Annotated in this window: 16 protein-coding genes and 1 riboswitch; of the genes, 8 read left to right on the top strand and 8 right to left on the bottom strand. The window is 47.5% G+C overall.

Annotated elements, in window-relative coordinates:
• Positions 1 to 71 precede the first annotated feature (71 nt).
• From MKY44_RS00515 to MKY44_RS00535, 5 genes are all read right to left on the bottom strand, one after another.
• The gene (locus MKY44_RS00515) at positions 72 to 428 is read right to left on the bottom strand and encodes a c-type cytochrome (RefSeq protein WP_036607288.1); all 357 of its coding nucleotides are present in this window, start codon (positions 426 to 428) and stop codon (positions 72 to 74) included.
• Between the two features lie 150 nt (positions 429 to 578).
• Positions 579 to 1073: a GNAT family N-acetyltransferase gene (locus MKY44_RS00520; protein WP_341005698.1), complete on the bottom strand. Its 495-nt coding sequence runs from the start codon at positions 1071 to 1073 to the stop codon at positions 579 to 581.
• A gap of 355 nt (positions 1074 to 1428) precedes the next feature.
• Positions 1429 to 1899, bottom strand: coding sequence for a C40 family peptidase (locus tag MKY44_RS00525; protein WP_036607285.1), 471 nt, complete (start codon positions 1897 to 1899; stop codon positions 1429 to 1431).
• A gap of 3 nt (positions 1900 to 1902) precedes the next feature.
• Positions 1903 to 2040: riboswitch (cyclic di-AMP (ydaO/yuaA leader) on the bottom strand.
• Positions 2041 to 2285: 245 nt separating this feature from the next.
• A complete protein-coding gene (locus MKY44_RS00530; protein ID WP_341005699.1) occupies positions 2286 to 3137 on the bottom strand; it encodes a hypothetical protein in 852 nt (283 codons plus the stop codon).
• Positions 3138 to 3147: 10 nt separating this feature from the next.
• Entirely contained in the window at positions 3148 to 5139 is a 1992-nt protein-coding gene (locus MKY44_RS00535) for a M1 family metallopeptidase (RefSeq protein WP_341005700.1), read from the bottom strand.
• A 101-nt stretch (positions 5140 to 5240) separates the two neighbouring features.
• Here MKY44_RS00535 and MKY44_RS00540 point away from each other — a divergent pair, with 101 nt between their 5' ends.
• Positions 5241 to 5744, top strand: coding sequence for a YwhD family protein (locus MKY44_RS00540; RefSeq protein WP_341005701.1), 504 nt, complete (start codon positions 5241 to 5243; stop codon positions 5742 to 5744).
• A 198-nt stretch (positions 5745 to 5942) separates the two neighbouring features.
• On the opposite strand, the gene MKY44_RS00545 is transcribed toward MKY44_RS00540, so the two are convergent.
• Positions 5943 to 8021, bottom strand: a complete 2079-nt coding sequence (locus MKY44_RS00545) for a transglycosylase domain-containing protein (RefSeq protein ID WP_341005702.1) — start codon at positions 8019 to 8021, stop codon at positions 5943 to 5945.
• Positions 8022 to 8423: 402 nt separating this feature from the next.
• Between MKY44_RS00545 and speE the strand changes: the two genes are divergently transcribed.
• On the top strand, positions 8424 to 9251 hold the full coding sequence (speE, locus tag MKY44_RS00550) for a polyamine aminopropyltransferase (protein WP_017691306.1): 828 nt from the start codon (positions 8424 to 8426) through the stop codon (positions 9249 to 9251).
• Between the two features lie 15 nt (positions 9252 to 9266).
• Positions 9267 to 10136, top strand: coding sequence for an agmatinase (speB, locus tag MKY44_RS00555; protein ID WP_341005703.1), 870 nt, complete (start codon positions 9267 to 9269; stop codon positions 10134 to 10136).
• 308 nt (positions 10137 to 10444) lie between these two features.
• Here speB and MKY44_RS00560 read toward each other — a convergent pair whose 3' ends face one another.
• Positions 10445 to 10576, bottom strand: a complete 132-nt coding sequence (locus MKY44_RS00560) for a hypothetical protein (protein WP_341005704.1) — start codon at positions 10574 to 10576, stop codon at positions 10445 to 10447.
• A 628-nt stretch (positions 10577 to 11204) separates the two neighbouring features.
• On the opposite strand from MKY44_RS00560, the gene MKY44_RS00565 reads away from it, so the two are divergent.
• From MKY44_RS00565 to argS, 5 genes are all read left to right on the top strand, one after another.
• Complete coding sequence (locus tag MKY44_RS00565; protein ID WP_341005705.1) at positions 11205 to 12392, top strand: WD40/YVTN/BNR-like repeat-containing protein; 1188 nt, start codon at positions 11205 to 11207, stop codon at positions 12390 to 12392.
• Positions 12393 to 12610: 218 nt separating this feature from the next.
• Positions 12611 to 14092 (top strand): alpha-N-arabinofuranosidase, encoded by a 1482-nt coding sequence (locus MKY44_RS00570; protein ID WP_341005706.1) that lies wholly within the window; start codon positions 12611 to 12613, stop codon positions 14090 to 14092.
• A gap of 3 nt (positions 14093 to 14095) precedes the next feature.
• Positions 14096 to 14362, top strand: coding sequence for a DUF6171 family protein (locus MKY44_RS00575; RefSeq protein ID WP_036667692.1), 267 nt, complete (start codon positions 14096 to 14098; stop codon positions 14360 to 14362).
• 265 nt (positions 14363 to 14627) lie between these two features.
• Positions 14628 to 15053, top strand: coding sequence for a DUF1934 domain-containing protein (locus MKY44_RS00580; RefSeq protein WP_017691299.1), 426 nt, complete (start codon positions 14628 to 14630; stop codon positions 15051 to 15053).
• Positions 15050 to 16729 (top strand): arginine--tRNA ligase, encoded by a 1680-nt coding sequence (argS, locus tag MKY44_RS00585; protein WP_341005707.1) that lies wholly within the window; start codon positions 15050 to 15052, stop codon positions 16727 to 16729. Before MKY44_RS00580 ends, argS begins: the two co-directional genes overlap by 4 nt.
• A gap of 290 nt (positions 16730 to 17019) precedes the next feature.
• Here argS and MKY44_RS00590 read toward each other — a convergent pair whose 3' ends face one another.
• Complete coding sequence (locus MKY44_RS00590) at positions 17020 to 18174, bottom strand: S8 family peptidase (protein WP_341005708.1); 1155 nt, start codon at positions 18172 to 18174, stop codon at positions 17020 to 17022.
• Between the last annotated feature and the right edge of the window lie 91 nt (positions 18175 to 18265).

Consider the following 18265-nt stretch of genomic DNA (forward strand, 5'->3'; position numbering starts at 1 on the left):
TACAACAAAGAGGCTCTTATTCTCCCAAAAGGGAATTAAGCGCCTCTTTGTTATGCGTGTGCAGAGAGAGATTATTTCTTCTCTGACAGCCACATGGCGATATTTGCAATCTCTTCATCCTGCAGCTTGCCTTTGAAGGAAGGCATGCCACCTTTACCTTTGACAATCGTAGAATAGATCTTCTCCAGATCATCCTGGCTGCCGATGTTAGCCAGAGCAGGTCCTACGCCACCTTGAAGCTGATCCCCGTGACAGGAGATACAATTGGCTTTGACCAGTGCTTCAGCTTGTCCGGCATCCAATGTTACTTCCGGCATGGTTGGCTTGGCTTCTTCAGCCACTTCTTCTTTCCCTGGAAGCGTAAACATTAAAACAATAGCTAAAGCGCATGCTGCAAAAAATACTCCGCTCATGATCCATTTGTGCATCCCTTATGTCCCCTCCAGAATGAAAGATCATCTAACCTGAAACTATCCATATCATTATAACGGAACCTGTACTGACATCATAGCATTTTGTGGGAATTTTTTGAACTAATCACATAACAAGGGGCAAATTTAGTTGTTTTGCAATGGATTCTAACCGCGAGGCCCTTCGTAAACCATACAGTGAAAGGGCTTCAAGCCGCTTGGGGTCTGTCGTTCGTATGTATCCTGGGTGACAAATCCACTCTTCAGATAGACTTGAATGGCACGAGCATTCCAAGTGAGTACTTCCAGATCAATCTCATTCGTGGGATTTCGGCGAATAGCTTCCTGTACAATGGCAGTGACAAAAGCTGTCCCTTGACCCTGACCACACAGCTCTGGATGCATGCCAAGGCCAATCCGGGTTACCCCTTGAAGTGGGAAGTATTGAGCAAACCCACATATGCGATCGTTCTGATCCAGGACGATCGCATATTGCTCCTGCCGCAGCTGTGCATCTCCGAATTCCACTTCCAGAGCTTTCATCTGCTTCCAGGGGAGCCAGCTGTAAATATTGTAAGGCGGATCATACTGCCAACTGCAGATAAGCTCCGCATGTTCTTCTCGCATGGGTACAACGTGAAACGTTACAGGGGTTTCCTTCATACACCTGCATGCTCCTTTCCTTGAAACAGAACTCTTTGTCCACTCTACAAAAGTGATGTTCATTTAGCAAGTCTTCCTTCCCAAGAAAAAAAATGAAACAAAAGTTCCGGTAATTTCGTTTATATTATAACGGGATGGGTAAAAACATCATAAGGGCACGGACGAACGAACGCAAAATGAACCTGTTGATGTCGCAGGATATACCCCGAGTATAACTTGCAACATGAATAAGGATTGAAGCACAAAAAAACCGCCGGATACATTCCTGCGGAGAATGTACCGGGCGGTTCTGTTATGCTTCTTGCTTCGTTCCAGTATGGTTAATGGTTACAGCATCATGTTGCTCAGCTTGTCCCTAGTCAAGGGCCAGTGATTCATATGCGTCCGTGCTCATAATCCGTTTCGCGCCAACATAACGATTGGCCCAATAGTTTTCACTCAATGCACTGATCGTAACGCCTTTGGAAGAAGAGGAGTGTGCGAACTTTCCATCCCCTACAAAGATACCTACATGAGATACGCCTTTACCCGTTGTATTAAAGAACACCAGATCGCCAGCTCTCATTTCCATGCGGGATACGGAATCGCCCATGTCGAATTGGGAACTGGATTGGCGTGCCAAATCAATACCCAACTTGTCGAATACATACCGTGTAAATCCGGAGCAGTCAAAGCCGTTAAGCGTTGTTCCCCCACTTTTGTATGTAGTTCCCATTGCTGAATCAATTACTGTGTCCATCTTTGAATCTGCGAATGCGCTACCTGCACCAAGCGATAAAGCGAATGTGATGCTAAGTACAGCTGCGGTTAATTTCTTCTTGAACAAGAGATATTCCCCTTCCAACGCCTGCGAGGTTAGCTTAAGGATTCGGTTGAAGGTCCCCTATGATCCCTCTGTAGCAAGATCAATTCACCCATAACTGGTTCCCCCGCTTCCCAGGTGCCAGGAATTTGGCTATGCTAGTTATGCACCTGCGAAATCAAGAAATGACGATTTAATTTTAAGTAGTTACAAATATGAATGTAAAGATTACAAAGTTGTTACTAAAAACTCACTGCGATTATTGTAACAGAGGAGTACGGCTTTGGCAACGTTTAGCAACAAATTTAGCAAAAAAAACCTCGACCTTTGACGGGGAAAGGTTGAGGTTTGCCTATTTATAAGTACATATTAGGCCATGAGTTTAACATGTGATGGTAACAATTTTTAAACTATCGGCTCTCACCTTTGGATATTTTGGACTGCCATAATCGGAAATGGCTGCATATTTTCCACAGACTCAATAGACATCTGGCAAGTGGATACGTCTGTTGTAGTATAAGTCCGGTCAGTCCCGTTAATAACCATGAGACTGTAGTGAATGCCCCAAAGACGAGCAAGTGTACTCCACCCAGTAGGAGTGCAATGCCGATTACAGCGATGAGATGACGCAGTGCAATCCAGAGTGCTTTGAGGGTACCGTGAGCCCCGCCTTCTCCTTCTGGTGCCGAAACACCGAACTGCATGTAGAGTATGACATGGTGGATGATCCAACCATATACAATCCAGGCAGCAACATAAGGTATACCAGGCAAAAGTAATTGAAGGGAATGAAATCCGTCCATGAGAATCGAGTAGAGCTTCGGTATGAGCCAGTAGGCGGGCAGAAGTATCAATAATGTACGTATGGTGTGGAGCAGCAGCATCGGTTTCCACAGATTTTTGATTCCGCGGACAAAGGGGATGCGCTCTTCTGTAGAATTAAAGTGCTGAAGTGAGTAGAGCAGTCCTGCCTGAATGAGGGGGCTGATCAACATGCGAACCAGCAGCATGCCCCCGAGAATCCATAGATAACGATGAACCTCCGGATGGGTAGACAGGTTAAGTTGACTTTCCATTTTGAACAAAAGTGTACTCAGCTCCCCTGCATCAGCATCTGGATAGCGCAGGAGCAGTGGGATGACAGCCGATTGTACCATTCGATAGAAGAAATATCCCCAAATGAGTTGATAGAGAAATAAGAGTGCGGCAATGAACATATGCTGACGGACGAGAAACCAGCCTTCACGTATTTTCGCTTTCACCGTTTCCACCTCACCATGACAGACCTCCGAATATGGCTTCTATTAGTTTGGTTACACTCATGCTCCAGCGGGACTTCGTCTGCTCATCCAGTCCGGATTTCAGGAAATTGTTCATATGGCGGTTCTCCAGCACGATCGAGTACAGGGGATCGGTCATGGCCCAGGATACGGGGGATGTGTGAGTTAATTTATACGTGATGCGATCTTCTTTGCCATTCCATTGCTTGGTGAGGATATGCCCGTCTTCAAAAGCAATGCGAACAGGAACGGCGCTGTAGTCACTGCCTTTTTTCGCTATCGTCACGGATGACTCGTACAATGTTTGCCCATCTTTCTGTACGGGCGTAACACGAATCTTCTCTACAGCAAAGTCAGCCATCCCGTTACCATAGACATATTGGTCAAAATAATCAGACCAGGAAGTGCGGGTCACTTGTTCCACAATTTTCTGAAAATCAGCCGAAGTGGGATGTTTGAAACGGTACTTCTTCACATAGGTAGAGAGAATGCGTTCCATCTTTTTTGTGCCGACTTGATGTTCGATACCAAGCAATACAAGTTTGCCACGTGTATAGACATTGGCTGCATACTCATTCTGTGAATCGAACTTCCAGGATTCTTGTGTTAAAGATGAAGGAGACGTAATCAGTCCCGATTGTACCGGCAGATTCGGAATCAATCCGTATTCCTGCTCCATCAGTTTGTCTTCTGCATAAGAGGTGAACCCCTCATCCAGCCAGGCTTCCTCGAATTCGTTGCTAGCAACCATGCCGTAGAAGTACTGGTGTCCGATCTCGTGGACTACGGTTCGTTCCAGGTCATAACCTGGCGTGGTGTCATCGGCTCCAAAGGCTGTAACTAGCGTAGGGTATTCCATACCTCCAGCGCCGTTCCCCGCTTTGGGTGGAACTACGATGGATAAGGTAGCATAAGGATATGGGCCAAACCATTTGCTATAATTGGCTAGAGCGGCCTTCGCGGCGTAGAAATAACGTTCTTTCAGATCCTGATGAGCTGGGTCCAGATATAACTTGATTCGTACACCAGGCACATTGGGTGCAGAGAAGGGTTCCTCGGCGTACACAAAATCGGGTGAGGCTGCCCAGGCGAAATCATGCACATCATCGGCATAGAATTGATAGACCTTTTCTCCATTCTTCACCACGGCTTGCTGCGTCGGAAATCCGGTAGCAGCAACTTTGTATGTTTCGGGCACCCGAATACGTACACTATATATACCGAAGTCAGCGTAAAACTCTGAATTGCCATGGTACTGGTGCAGATTCCAGCCTTCCGTTGTTCGTCCACGTCTGCCCACAGGTTCATAGGCACTTAATTTGGGAAACCATTGACCTGCCATGACAAAATGATCAGCAGTTCCCATCCGGGCAAAAATCTTTGGCAGATTCACTTCAAATCGGGTGTGGAGTGTGATACTTTCCCCGCCTTTGACGGGTTTGGGCAGGCGTACTTTAATGAGGGTGGTGTCCTTGATATTTCCGTCATCTGGTTGCACATACTGCATCCGGTGCAGCAGAGAGAGCCCGTCCTCCGTTTTCATTTCGGTAATGTTCATGGAGCCATAACCATTGGTAGGCATGACATCACCCCGAAGCTTTCCACCGGATTCCTTCATAAAGGTGGTGTCAGCAGAAGAGAAGGCGTTGGGATACATATGAAAGTAAAGCTCGCTGACGGTTTTTTTACCTGGATGTGTCCAGGTAATCGTCTGAGTCCCTTCCAGTACATTCCCTTCGACCAGTTTTACATCCATGTGATATTCCACAACACGGTTGCTGTACACTTCGGCAGTAGGGGTCTGTACACTTTCTGGAGGTGCTGGCGTTGGGGCTATTGCCTTGGGCTTGCCCGATTCGGGGGCGAGTACTGGCAATTCGGAATGAGTTGAGCGATTATAACCCAGAGTGATCCATATCCCTCCGGCAAGTACACACAGGGCCAGGGATGCAGTGAGCCAGCTCTTGGCGCGTCGTGGAATCATCGTTAAATACCTCCCGTTGACAAGCATCTACAGCATGTATATGTTTGCAATGGGGTAATTATTAGTTAAAATATTTGTATCAACCCTTGGAGGTTATAAACATGGACCAAAACGAGCAAAACGGCAAAAAACAGATTGCCTTGAATATCGTTAGTGCAAAAAGCAAGCATAAAGGCTTCGGTGCAGGCTCCATTGAGCTGAATAACCTTTCCCCGGTCATTATTGATAATGGCGAAGCCAAAATCGATATCGGTGCGATGCATGCGAAGAGCAAAGTGGAACGCAATATCAAGTTCTCTACCAATCGTGAAGATGTGCCCAACGGACGCCAGGTATGGCTGGTGTGGGTAGCTGTCGATCGCACGGAGGAAGGCCAACTCTATGGTGGAGCAACGGCATGTGAGATGTGGATTGATACGGAAGCAAGACGTGGATGGAAACTGCTGGCGGAACATGTGAATCGCATGGATTATGCCTTGAAGCGTCGGTTCATGCTGGATGAGCTTGGACCTGAAGCTCGAGCTGCACTTAAGACACTGCTGATCTCACACAACGAGGAATGGTGGAATGCTTCTCCAGATGAATTGAAAGAAGCACTCGCCTAAGGCAGGTCTTTCAACACAGTATAAAAGAAAAAAAGCAAAAGGCCCCTTGACCGGAAATTTCGGTTGGGGGTCTTTTGCTTGTGCATTAATTGTATTCATTGATCTGAATAATTATGAATTTTCATCCGAAGTGAATTTCCAATTGTTCAATACAATTAGGGGTTATAGGTGACGCAACTAAGTCATCGCGCATTTGCGTCATTCTACCCACCAACGTTTGAAATCTCCCCACCAGGAATGTTTCTCTTCCTGTATGCCTTGTTGATTCTGTACCTGACGGGTCTTCTCATCTTCTCCAGAATCCGAATCATCCGTCGTGCCATGGCATACCTCTGTCGGTTCAGTACCATCAATGAAAACTTCCAGCCGTTTCTCTTCACAACCGTTGCCTGCCAGCTTGCCGGATTCCGGGTCAATATAGACACTTACGACATGATCAGGCACGGTGAAAATTTTGGGTGGTACGCTCGCAAGTGCCTGCTCTGTGAACTGGGCAAAGATTGGCGCTGCCCGGCGGCCATCCGAAGTTGAGATGGCTTTGCCTTGGTCGTACCCAACCCATACCGCGGTGGAGAGCTCCGGTGTGAATCCAACGAGCCAGGCATCCGTGTTGGTTGTTCCCGTTTTTCCGGCTACCGGACGTTTGATCGCCTTAGACACCCGGTTACCCGTTCCTCCATTTTCGAAGACACTTTCCATTAAACGAGTCAGGACATAAGCTGCTGCAGGTTCCACGACGGTCTCAGCCTTGGTTTGAGGCGATTCATAGAGTACACGTCCTGCGGCATCCGTCACTTGCAGAATGGCTACAGGTGGCGTCCGTTGTCCACCAGCAGCAATGACGGAAAAGGCCGACGCCATCTCCAGCGGGCTGACAGGTGACGTTCCCAGTGCAAGAGAAGGTACGGCGCTCAGGTTGCTTGTAATGCCGAGGTTTTTTGCCATACTCACAACCTGCTCAGGACCGATCTGCATAATGGTGTTCACCGCATAGATATTGTCTGAAGCGGCGATCGCCTGTCTTAGATCAATCTCACCCAGATACTTGTCTCCAAAGTTGCCGGGTTTATAGGTTTTGCGGTCATTGTCATAGTGAAAAAGGGTAGGTTCACTGTTAAATATGGATGCACTGGTGAGCTGCTTGGATTCCAGGGCTGCCAGATACATAATCGGTTTAAACGCCGAACCTGGCTGGCGTGTTGTCGCCAGTACATGGTTAATCTGATTGGTGCGGTAATTCTTGCCGCCTACCATGGCTTTGATGTAGCCCGTACGAGGGTCGATGGACACGAGGGCCGTCTCCAGCTCACTTTTGGCATCCATACCCTTCGCTATGGCATCTTCAGCTGCTTTTTGTACACGCAGATCCAGGGTGGTGTAGATATTCAATCCCCCATGATCCAGCATCGCTTCACTGATTCCCAGCTCTTTGATGGCCAGATTCCGGATATAGTCACGGAAATACGGAGCGCTTTCCACCGTTTTACGCTCACTTTCCGGTTTGAACGAAAGCATTTTCTCATACGCCTTATCCGCTTCGGCCTGGGTGATCTTGCCGATATCAGCCATGGCATTCAGCACAATCTTCTGTCGGTCTTTGGCATTCTTCATATGGTTATAGGGTGAATAGTAGGTAGGTCCTTTCGGGATTCCTGCCAGCATGGCACTCTCTGCAAGATCCAGCTGTTTGGCTGATTTGCCAAAATACATTCGTGAAGCCGCTTCGATTCCGTAAGCACCATGCCCATAATAGATTTCGTTCAGATACATCTGCAAAATTTCATCCTTGCTGTATTTCATCTCCAATTGTGCCGTGTACATGGCTTCCTTGGCTTTGCGAGTCCATGTTTTCTCATGAGATAGATACAGGTTACGCGCCAGCTGTTGAGTCAATGTACTCGCACCTTGCGACATCTGCATATGTTCGAGGTTAACGAGCACAGCCCGTCCCATCCCTTGCACGTCGAACCCGTAATGATTATAGAATTTGCGATCCTCTACAGCCAGAGTGGCATTGACCAGATCTGGCGCGATATCCTCCAGTTGAACGGGTACAGAGTCTTTGCCACCTGCGGAGAAGGTAGCGATGACTTCACCCTGACTGTCCAGTAATCTGGAATTCCGATCAGAGTCTGCGAGAGGCAGGCTGGTTGCGTATAGATAGACCAATCCTGCAGCGGTAGCAAGTATGGCGAGCACGGCGAGCAGAGACAGGTTTTTAATGAATTTTCGTACAGGGAACCCGCGTTTGCGGGTCTTTTGATTTGGCTTGGTCATGGAACGGGCTCCTCTCTTTTCTTCCAGTATGGGACTTGATTGGCAGGGATATTCAATTGGGTGCATAAGCAAACAAAATGTAGCATTTTCGCCTTAAAAACCGTTTTGCAGTATAAACGTCAATCGCGTATAATGCAAAAGGGTAATGAAAAGGTAAGATTCGGCACAAGATACTAAAGCGCGTAAGGACGAATAGACGAATGGTCATTAATTCATTGATTAGTCAGACGCTCTGCTCAATTTAATCTATATAATGAAGTGAACCGCGGACTTTCCCGCAGGCCAGCAATGATAACGCGATATGGCGCCGAACGCTGGACGTGCTTGGGCGAACCGATTATAGTGCACAGCACTTGGTCGGGTATGGCTGATCATTAACTTTACGGAAAGAAGGTAGAGATTATGGAATTGTGGTTTACGGAGAAACAGACCCCGGTATTCGGGATCACCGCGAAGATTAAGCAGACCTATGTTACAGAGAAAACGGATTTTCAAGATTTGGCCATGGTAGAAACCGAAGAATTCGGTAACATGTTGCTTCTTGATGGCATGGTGATGACGACTGTAAAAGACGAATTCGTATATCACGAAATGGCGGCACACCCTGCGTTGAACACTCACCCGAATCCGAAAAAAGTTCTGGTTGTCGGTGGCGGCGATGGCGGAGTCATTCGTGAAGTCATTAAACATGCTGCTGTAGAAAAAGCAGTTCTCGTCGAAATTGACGGTAAAGTTATTGAATACTCCAAAAAATATTTGCCTGAAATCGCCGGCAAGTTGGACGAGCCTAATGTTGAAGTGCTCGTGAACGACGGCTACATGCATATTATTGAACATAAAAATGAATACGATGTGATCATCGTAGACTCCACGGAGCCTGTAGGCCCGGCTGCGCCATTGTTTGAGCGTGGGTTCTACCAAGGCATCTACGAAGCATTGAAAGAAGACGGAATCTTTGTTGCCCAAACGGACAACCCTTGGTTCAAGGCGGATCTGATCCAGAAGGTGAACAAAGACGTCAAAGAAATCTTCCCGATCGTACATGTGTACGGCTGTAATATTCCAACCTATCCAAGTGGTTTGTGGACATTCACCATGGGTAGCAAGAAACATGACCCACTTGAAGTGGATGAGACTCAAATCCCGGAGATGGATACCAAGTATTACTCTCCGCGTCTGCACAAAGCAGCATTTGTACTTCCTAAATTCGTGGAAGATTTAACGAAATAAAAGGGGAAATCATTAATGAAACTGGATCAAGCTTATTCAGGAAACGTATTTATTTGCAGCTCTGAGGATTATGAGAACTCCAAAGCGGTTATCTATGGCATGCCGATGGATTACACCGTCAGCTTCCGTCCGGGTTCCCGTTTCGGCCCATCTCATATCCGTCAGGCATCGGTTGGACTTGAAGAGTACAGCCCATATCTCGACAAAAGCATTGTAGACATGACATACTTTGACGCTGGAGACCTGCTTTTGCCTTTCGGTAACGCGGGACGCAGCCTTGAGGTAATTCATGAATACATCGGAAGTCTGCTCGCTGACGACAAATTCCCAGTTGGTCTCGGTGGCGAGCATCTGGTTACTTGGCCAGTCATCCAACAGATGTACAAGAAATACCCGGATCTTATCCTGATTCATATTGATGCACACGCTGACCTTCGTGAAAACTATGAAGGCGAGCCATTGTCCCACTCCACACCAGTGCGTAAAGCAGCTGAGTTGATGGGTGGCAAAAATATCTATCAGTTCGGTATCCGTTCCGGTTCCCGTGAGGAGTTCCAGTATGGTCGCGAGAACATCAACTTCTATCCATTTGAAGTGGCAGCTCCGATGAAGGAAGCTCTTCCGAAGATGGGCAACCGTCCGGTGTATGTGACCATCGACATCGATGTGCTTGATCCGTCAGCAGCACCAGGAACAGGTACAGCAGAAGCGGGCGGCATTACGTCTAAGGAACTGCTGGAAGCCATTTATATGATCGCAGGATCTGATGTAAATGTAGTTGGTTGTGACTTGGTTGAAGTTGCACCAATCTATGATCCAACACAACAGACACAGATTGTAGCTGCGAAGCTGATCCGTGAAATGCTGCTTGGATTCGTGAAATAATCACAGAATAATCGATAAGTATAACGCTCTCTGTCTGCGCGGGTTCAACTTTGCGTAGAGGAGGGCGTTTTGTATTGTTAACTTTTGTACAGAGCTGTGCTATACTGACTACATAAGTATTCAGTAGTATATTAATTGATATATTACATTCGTGAAGTATATGGTGATCGGGTTAGGTCATATACTAAAAAGAGCCTTTACCGCTGCCAACGGTAAAGACTCTTAGGACCCGAAAGGCTGTGGATTGCCACGGCGTGCATGAACTAAATAATGCTATTCAAGCGAAACCCACCGTCAGGCTTCCGACCTTATGAGGTGGGTTTTCGCTTGCTACGAAACTTTTTGCGCAACCAACGGTAAAGCTTTCGCCCACTCAGTACAATACTGAGGATCGCAGCAATCAATCGGATTACATCAAGTAACGCCACAAGTTTGACCATCGACGTCACCCCCTTTCGGGAAGCTGCGCCGTGGTCTGGAAAACATCCACCGATATTCAAAAGTCCATAACATTAATTATAGCACGTATGTTCCCTTGCCTCTACCATTTATTTCATGTGTTAGTATAGACTCTCCTCTAACGCAGATATCGTGCCTTGGTATGACTCTATCTTAATATTTGTGTATAATATGGAAATAGAGGAAGGGAAAGGTGGATGTGAATGCGTGTGATTCGGACTCAATTGAGTATGTATCCCAAGTGGCTGACTGCAGTTTTTATAGTGTTTGTCATCAATTTTGTATTAGCAGTGACGATATTTCTCAACTTTACGTTGATGGTGGCTGATCTGGCCATGCTTTTTGCTGCATATAGTATTCGGGAATATAAATACAACAAAATATATTTTAGTTTATGCCTTTTATTAAGTATCAGTTTTGTTATCCTTGCTGTGGTGACGTATCCCATTTAATTTAGTGTACACAATGTTTGGTGATGAACCACCCTTGCCTACATGATCCATTCATGGGTAAAGGTGGTTTTTTTCTTGCAAAATTGTCATCAGGGTTAATCAGATTGTTACGTTAGAACCATCATATTTGGGTAAAACCATAGAAGGAGGTGTTACGATGACAACCAAGAGTACAATGACATGGAAACGGATTGGTGCACTCGCATTATCGTTAACGCTGGCTTGGGGGATGGGTCCGGTACATACGCTATCAGGTGCTAACGCTGCATCTTCACAGGCATGTGGAAAGGGAGATCATGGACTATCTGCTACATTGAAAAAGGGCAGCGGTGTGGAAGAGCAACACCTGCAATTTACGGACATTGATTTTCTTAATGATACGACTGGACGAGCTGGGGGTGAAGGTTTCCTGATCGGTACCTCGAATGCAGGATGTACGTGGCAGTCCATATATACCGGGCAGTGGCAATTCACTCAGCTTGATTTTCCGAATAATGTGAACGGATATGCGCTGGCGCGAGTGAAGGATTCACCTGCAACCTATCTAATCCGTACCCATGATGGGGGATCGCACTGGACGCGGCTCGATACGCCGGGCATTCAATTCAAACGAATCGATTTTCGCAATAAAGATGTAGGTTATGGTTACACCTATAATGGTGCATATCAGACGAAGGATGGCGGGGTAACCTGGAGTAAAATGAATACACCTGCCAACACGCGTGCAGCTGCCTTTGCAACAGAGAAACAAGGGTATGCCGTCGTGGTTGTACCTGGATCGGGATATCATCTGAAGCAAACGAGTGATGGCGGCAAGAACTGGACAACCTCTCTTCGAGTTGTCTCAGACACATGGAGCGGAGGGGATCTGTATGCACATGGCCAGCAAGTATGGGCCCTTCTGTATGGTGATGCAGGCATGTCCCAACAATCGTACTCCCTCTATGCGAGCGGTAATCAAGGCAAGAACTGGACCCAAGTATTTGCGCAATCCACAGCAGGGGGAGGTCCTGCACCGGGTACAAACAGTACGGGCAAAGGAAACGGACCAGCCAACCCGGGTGGTCATCCCGGCAACATGGCGTTGATTGGTAATCAGACGGCGTATCTGTCTGCAGGTTCACCCGCAGCTGGCAAAGTGGGTATTGGACGTTCTTATGATAAAGGTTCCACGTGGAAAAATATTGACCTGAAAGATCCGGGATACAGTTCCCGTATCTCGTTCCCATCGGCCAAGACGGGTTGGCTCGTAGTCACAAGTGATAACTCTCCTGCGATCTATCAGACTACGGATGGTGGAACGACGTGGACACAAAAAATGTTGTTGCCTTCAGAGCAGGATTAAGTAGCCTGTTATTCTGAAATAACAATGGAGCAAATCCAAATTAGAAATGAATAAAAATCAATTTGGTATGCCTCTGCATGAATATCTATAACAAACAGGCCTTTTCCTAATCAATTACACAGGAAGAGGCTTGTTTGTGTAGAAATAAAAACGGTTGAAACCTACTCGAAAACGAGTTATTGTAAGCGATAACAATACAATTTATGGGGGTTGAAATCATGGTTGATGTTATTCTAAAGGCGGATTCAGATCAAGGATTAATAAATCGCAATATATATGGTCACTTTTCCGAACACTTGGGACGTTGTATTTATGAGGGGCTGTGGGTAGGAGAAGATTCACCCATTCCGAATACAGATGGGATTCGAAATGATGTATTGACAGCCTTGCAGAAGCTTAATATTCCAGTACTTCGCTGGCCAGGCGGTTGTTTTGCCGATGAATATCACTGGAAAGATGGTGTAGGTCCGAAGAGTGAGCGTGCTCGTATGATCAATACACACTGGGGCGGTGTGGAAGAGAACAACCACTTTGGTACACATGAATTCTTGAGATTATGTGAACTGCTCGGCACGGAGCCATATATTAGTGGCAATCTGGGTAGTGGTACAGTTCAGGAGATGCAGGAATGGGTGGAGTACATCACGTTTGACGGCGAATCCCCGATGGCGAACTGGCGTAAGAGTAACGGTAGGGAAGAACCGTGGAAAATGAAGTATTTTGGCGTGGGAAATGAGAACTGGGGATGCGGCGGAAATATGCGTCCTGAATATTATGCGGATGAATATCGCCGGTATGCTACATATGTACGTAACTATTCCGGGAACGAGATTTATAAAATCGCTTGTGGACCGAACGAAGGTAACTATGAATGGATGGAAGTCCTGATGCGGGAAGCTGCTCGCTTTATGGATGGAATCAGTCTTCATTATTACACCATCCCTACAGGAGAGTGGAATGATAAAGGCGCAGCTACAGGATTTGGCGAGGCTGAATGGTTCACTACCTTGAAAAAGACGCTCCATATGGATGAATTACTGGTGAAGCACTCCGAGATTATGGACAAATATGATCCAGAGGGCAGAGTCGGCATTATTGTGGATGAATGGGGCACGTGGTATAACGTTGAGCCGGGAACCAATCCAGGGTTTCTGTATCAACAGAATACGATGCGGGACGCTGTGCTTGCAGGTGTTAACCTGAATATTTTCAACCAACATAATAAACGGGTACACATGGCAAATCTTGCGCAGATCGTCAATGTGCTTCAATCGCTTGTGCTCACGGAAGGGGACAAAATGCTCCTGACCCCTACGTATCATGTATTTGATATGTATCAGGTTCATATGGATGCACAACGACTGGAATTGAATTATGATAGCCCAGGATACACATTCGGAGAAGGGACCATTCCGCAGCTCAGCTTATCAGCTTCCCGCAACAAGGATGGGGTCATTCATGTGACAGCTTGTAATCTGAGTCACACGGATGAGTTGGAAGTTTTGTGTCAGCTGGACGCAGCTCAAGTGGCTAAAGTAACCGGGCAGATTCTGCACCATACTGATTTTGGTGCATTTAATACCTTTGAACAGCCGAATCATGTTCAGCCTGTGGCGTGGGATGGAATCACACTGGAGAATAACACACTGCGCTTTGTCCTTCCACCAGCATCGGTTGGGGTGCTCGCTGTAGAGGGTTAATGAATGAAAAGGCAGGAACCTTGCAAGGGCTGTAATGATCAGTACGATGTGAAGATTAGCGATGCCAAAATGGCCAGACTTGTGGAGATTGCCTCGCGTTCGCGTCCGACGGTACAGGATGAGGAATATGAACGTCGGCTATCCATCTGCTCTGCTTGTCCGGGATTGCAATATGGCACAACTTGTCGGCATTGTGGTTGTCTCGTACAGGTGCGAGCGAAGCTGAGTGAGTCGACATGTCCTTTTCCTTATGAATCGCAATGGGCCTGATCGGATGAACGAATCTTATTATAATGAAGCAAAAGGGAGTTGCACTTTACAGGTGCGGCTCTTCTTTTTTGGCTTGATGAGGAAAAAACTCTGAATTTGGATTTGAATTGAGCGAGGGAACTGGATATAGTTATACAGTAGAGTGTAGGATAGCGAGCTATCCGGGAATATGAGCGCGTATAGCGACACAACAATACGGGAAGGGCTGTTCTCACCAGCCGTGCCTGATTTTGCGTCGCCTCGAATATAATGGAGGTTAACATTCATGTCGAACATGCGACCGGTACACATCCGGCTGCACAGCCGTTATGAAGGTGAAGATGTGCTGCAGGAAATGCAGGGTGAAGCCGTGTTAAAAGGGTCTGTTCTTTATGTTCGTTATGAAGAACCGCAGGTTGGACCTGAGGGAGGTACAACCCGTACAACATTGAAGCTGGGCGGACAATCCATCAAGATTATACGTCATGGTGAGGTGGAATCGGAGCAGACTTTTGAATTGAATCGGAAGCTTCCTGGTTTCTACCGATCACCATACATGTCGTTTGCCCTGTCCACGCATACACAGAAGCTGGAGCTTTCCATTCAGGGATTGAGCGCACGCGCAGCGTGGAGCTACGACTTTTACCGCTTTGATGAAGAATCCGGACATTTCGCGATTAGTTTGCATATACAGGAGGAACCAATTTCATGACACGTAATCCACTAGATACGATTAACGAACGGGTAAGCACGGCCATCGGTAACGCCATTGTGGCTGCCGGAATTGTTACGCAGGAAGAATTGCCAGCTATCACATTGGAAGTGCCGCGTGAGAAGACACACGGAGACTTGGCGACCAATGCTGCCATGCAGCTGACCAAGATTGCCAAGCGCAATCCGCGTCAGATTGCTGAAGAGATCATTGCCAATCTGAATCTGGCTGAAGCCGGAATCGAGAAGGCTGAGATTGCGGGCCCAGGGTTCATTAACTTCAAATTGGACAAGAGTTACCTTTATCCAGTACTTGCGCTTGTGCAGGAGCAGGGTAAAGATTACGGAAGAATTAACATCGGAGAAGGACGTAAAGTCGAGATGGAGTTTGTTAGTGCCAACCCGACAGGCAGCCTGCATCTGGGCCATGCCCGTGGAGCAGCTGTAGGTGATGCACTATGTAACATCCTTGACTACGCAGGATATGATGTAACCCGTGAATACTACATTAATGATGCAGGTAATCAGGTGTTTAATCTGGCTCGTTCCATTGAAGCTCGTTATCTGCAAGAGCTGGGTCAGGATGCAGAGATGCCTGAAGACGGTTATCACGGTGAAGATATTAAAGGATTCGCCAAGCAGCTTGTTGCTGAAAAGGGTGACGAATTGCTGTCCATGCATCCGGGTGACCGTGCGGCTTATTTCCGTGACTTTGGTCTGGAGAAGGAACTGGACAAGATCAAACGTGACTTGAATCGCTTCCGTGTTAACTTTGACATCTGGTTCAGCGAAACTTCCCTGTACGACAACGGAGAAGTGCTACGAGTGCTTGATGAATTGCGTGACCGCAATGAGATCTATGAGCAAGACGGAGCAACTTGGTTGAAAACGATGCAGTACGGTGACGACAAAGAACGTGTATTGATCAAGAACGATGGCACGTATACTTACCTGACGCCAGATATTGCTTATCACCGCGACAAATATGCTCGTGGATACGACACGATGATCAACATCTGGGGTGCCGATCACCATGGATATATTCCACGGATGAAAGCGGCGATGCAAGCACTGGGTAATGACCCTGAGAAACTGGTGGTCTTGATTGCACAGATGGTGAGCTTATTCCAGAACGGTGAAAAAGTGAAGATGTCCAAGCGTACAGGTAAAGCTGTAACGATGGAAGACCTGATGGATGAAGTCGGCATTGATGCGATCCGTTACTTCTTCACAATGCGCAGCATGGACTCCCATCTGGACTTTGACATGGACCTTGCGATTTCGACATCCAATGAGAATCCGGTATTCTACGTACAATACGCGCATGCACGTGTATGCAGCGTATACCGTCAGGCTGAAGAACAAGGTATTGAACTGCTGCCACTGGCACAGATTGACCTGTCCAAGCTGACAACAGAGCACGAGTATGACCTTCTCCGCAAAATGGGAGAGCTGCCTGAGGAAATCTCGGCAGCAGCAACAGGATATGCGCCTCATCGTATCATCCGTTATGTATACGAGCTGGCATCCCTGTTCCACAGCTACTACCGTGCAGAACGTGTCATTACGGAAGACGCGCAGCAAACTCAAGCACGTCTGGCACTGATCGGTGCTGTACGTACCGTTATCGCAACAGCGCTTCGTCTGGTAGGCGTAACCGCTCCTGACAAAATGTAAATTCCAGGCTCGCGGCCTATCCGCCGCTCTGCCTAAGGCAAAAAGTCTCCATGTCCACGTTGAGTGCCTTCAACGTGGTACATGGAGACTTTTTTTTGTTGTGTACCCTGAGTTGAAGAAAACGAAATGCCTGACCCATCCAAGGCACACTAGCCTGCTCTGACATCACAGTGGACGTAACCTAGGGTCTCAGTCGCTACGTAATACTCCCTCGTGCGTACTGCCTGGGCCGAGCTACTGCGTTTCGCCACGAGCCTCAATCAAGTTCTGCTGACGGCTGACCGACTGGTTCACTCCCCGCCCTCCTGCATTAGCTTCAGGGCATCAATCTCACCACCACGCACCTTGCTCTTTGATGTGGTAGTCTTGCGAGCGCGTAGCGGGATCGTAGCACGTTTGACGAGTGTCTTGATTTCACTAGGGGATAACCCCGGATGTTTGGAGAGCAGCAAGGCGATAGCGCCACTCACATGGGACGTCGCCATGGATGTACCGCTCATCTCGTGATGTTTGCCTTGTACCCAGGAGGAGACAATTTTATCACCGGGTGCATAGACATCCACATATGCGCCACGATTGCTGAAGGATGCAATACGTCTGTTTTTGTCGGTTGCTCCAACAGATATGGTCTGGGGATACCGTGCAGGGTAATCAATACTGCGGCGTTTGCCGTCATTTCCTGACGAAGCAACAATGACGATTCCGGCATGATACGCACGGTTGACAACGTCAAGAAGCGCCTTGCTACGTGTTTTCATGCCAAAGCTCATATTGATGATATCGACCTTGTTGCGCACACACCAGTCGATGCCAAGTACAATATCGGATACATAAGCCGATCCGTTGTGGTCAAATGCTTTCACCGGATAGATCAGGGAGCGTGGAGCTACACCAATCATGCCTGCGGTACTGTTGGCAGCAGCGATAGTCCCTGCAATGTGGGTGCCGTGTCCGTTATCATCATGAGGAAGCAGGCTGCGGTTTAACAGGTTGATTCCACGTGCCAGTGAATAGCGAAGATCAGGATGGTGATAATCAGCACCCGTATCAATCACACCGATTTTAATCTGGTGTCCGGTAGACACAGACCATACTTTGGGCGCCCGAATCTGCTTCACTCCCCAGGGTATGCCTTGAGCATTGCTTGGTTTGCTGTGGAGTGCGGTGGCATGAAGGGAGATGGGAACGTCTGCTTCAATCGTAATTTCATCCCCATAGCGGTATAGTTCCTCCGGGCGTTGGACTGGAGCAATAATGGAACGAGCCAGTCGCGAGGAACGGACAGCCCCAAGGTCGGTGAATTCATTCCGCATTCGAGACAATTCTACGAGACAGGCCTCGTACTGCTGCGGTTTGGCAAATCGGATCAAATATCGCCCTCCCTGTTCTGGTTCAGGGCGTCGCATTCCGTCAATCAATTGATGCAATAAACCAGTATAGTCCATAATGGGCAGCCCCCTTCGGGATGAACATGCTGAGGTATTCTATGAATGCGCTCATCCCGCCGCATGGGGAACTTGCCCTTTTTTTACAAAA

Source organism: Paenibacillus sp. FSL R7-0026 (assembly GCF_038004485.1).
In the GTDB taxonomy this organism is placed as follows: Bacteria; Bacillota; Bacilli; order Paenibacillales; family Paenibacillaceae; genus Paenibacillus; species Paenibacillus xylanexedens_A.

Excerpts from the sequence above, each read along its gene's own strand:
- speB (WP_341005703.1), top strand. The coding sequence starts at position 9,267 with ATGAAACTGGATCAAGCTTATTCAGGAAACGTATTTATTTGCAGCTCT.
- MKY44_RS00570 (WP_341005706.1), top strand. The coding sequence starts at position 12,611 with ATGGTTGATGTTATTCTAAAGGCGGATTCAGATCAAGGATTAATAAAT.
- speE (WP_017691306.1), top strand. The coding sequence starts at position 8,424 with ATGGAATTGTGGTTTACGGAGAAACAGACCCCGGTATTCGGGATCACC.
- MKY44_RS00545 (WP_341005702.1), bottom strand. The coding sequence starts at position 8,021 with ATGACCAAGCCAAATCAAAAGACCCGCAAACGCGGGTTCCCTGTACGA.
- argS (WP_341005707.1), top strand. The coding sequence starts at position 15,050 with ATGACACGTAATCCACTAGATACGATTAACGAACGGGTAAGCACGGCC.
- MKY44_RS00565 (WP_341005705.1), top strand. The coding sequence starts at position 11,205 with ATGACAACCAAGAGTACAATGACATGGAAACGGATTGGTGCACTCGCA.
- MKY44_RS00535 (WP_341005700.1), bottom strand. The coding sequence starts at position 5,139 with ATGATTCCACGACGCGCCAAGAGCTGGCTCACTGCATCCCTGGCCCTG.
- MKY44_RS00575 (WP_036667692.1), top strand. The coding sequence starts at position 14,096 with ATGAAAAGGCAGGAACCTTGCAAGGGCTGTAATGATCAGTACGATGTG.
- MKY44_RS00580 (WP_017691299.1), top strand. The coding sequence starts at position 14,628 with ATGTCGAACATGCGACCGGTACACATCCGGCTGCACAGCCGTTATGAA.
- MKY44_RS00560 (WP_341005704.1), bottom strand. The coding sequence starts at position 10,576 with ATGGTCAAACTTGTGGCGTTACTTGATGTAATCCGATTGATTGCTGCG.
- MKY44_RS00515 (WP_036607288.1), bottom strand. The coding sequence starts at position 428 with ATGCACAAATGGATCATGAGCGGAGTATTTTTTGCAGCATGCGCTTTA.
- MKY44_RS00520 (WP_341005698.1), bottom strand. The coding sequence starts at position 1,073 with ATGAAGGAAACCCCTGTAACGTTTCACGTTGTACCCATGCGAGAAGAA.
- MKY44_RS00590 (WP_341005708.1), bottom strand. The coding sequence starts at position 18,174 with ATGGACTATACTGGTTTATTGCATCAATTGATTGACGGAATGCGACGC.
- MKY44_RS00540 (WP_341005701.1), top strand. The coding sequence starts at position 5,241 with ATGGACCAAAACGAGCAAAACGGCAAAAAACAGATTGCCTTGAATATC.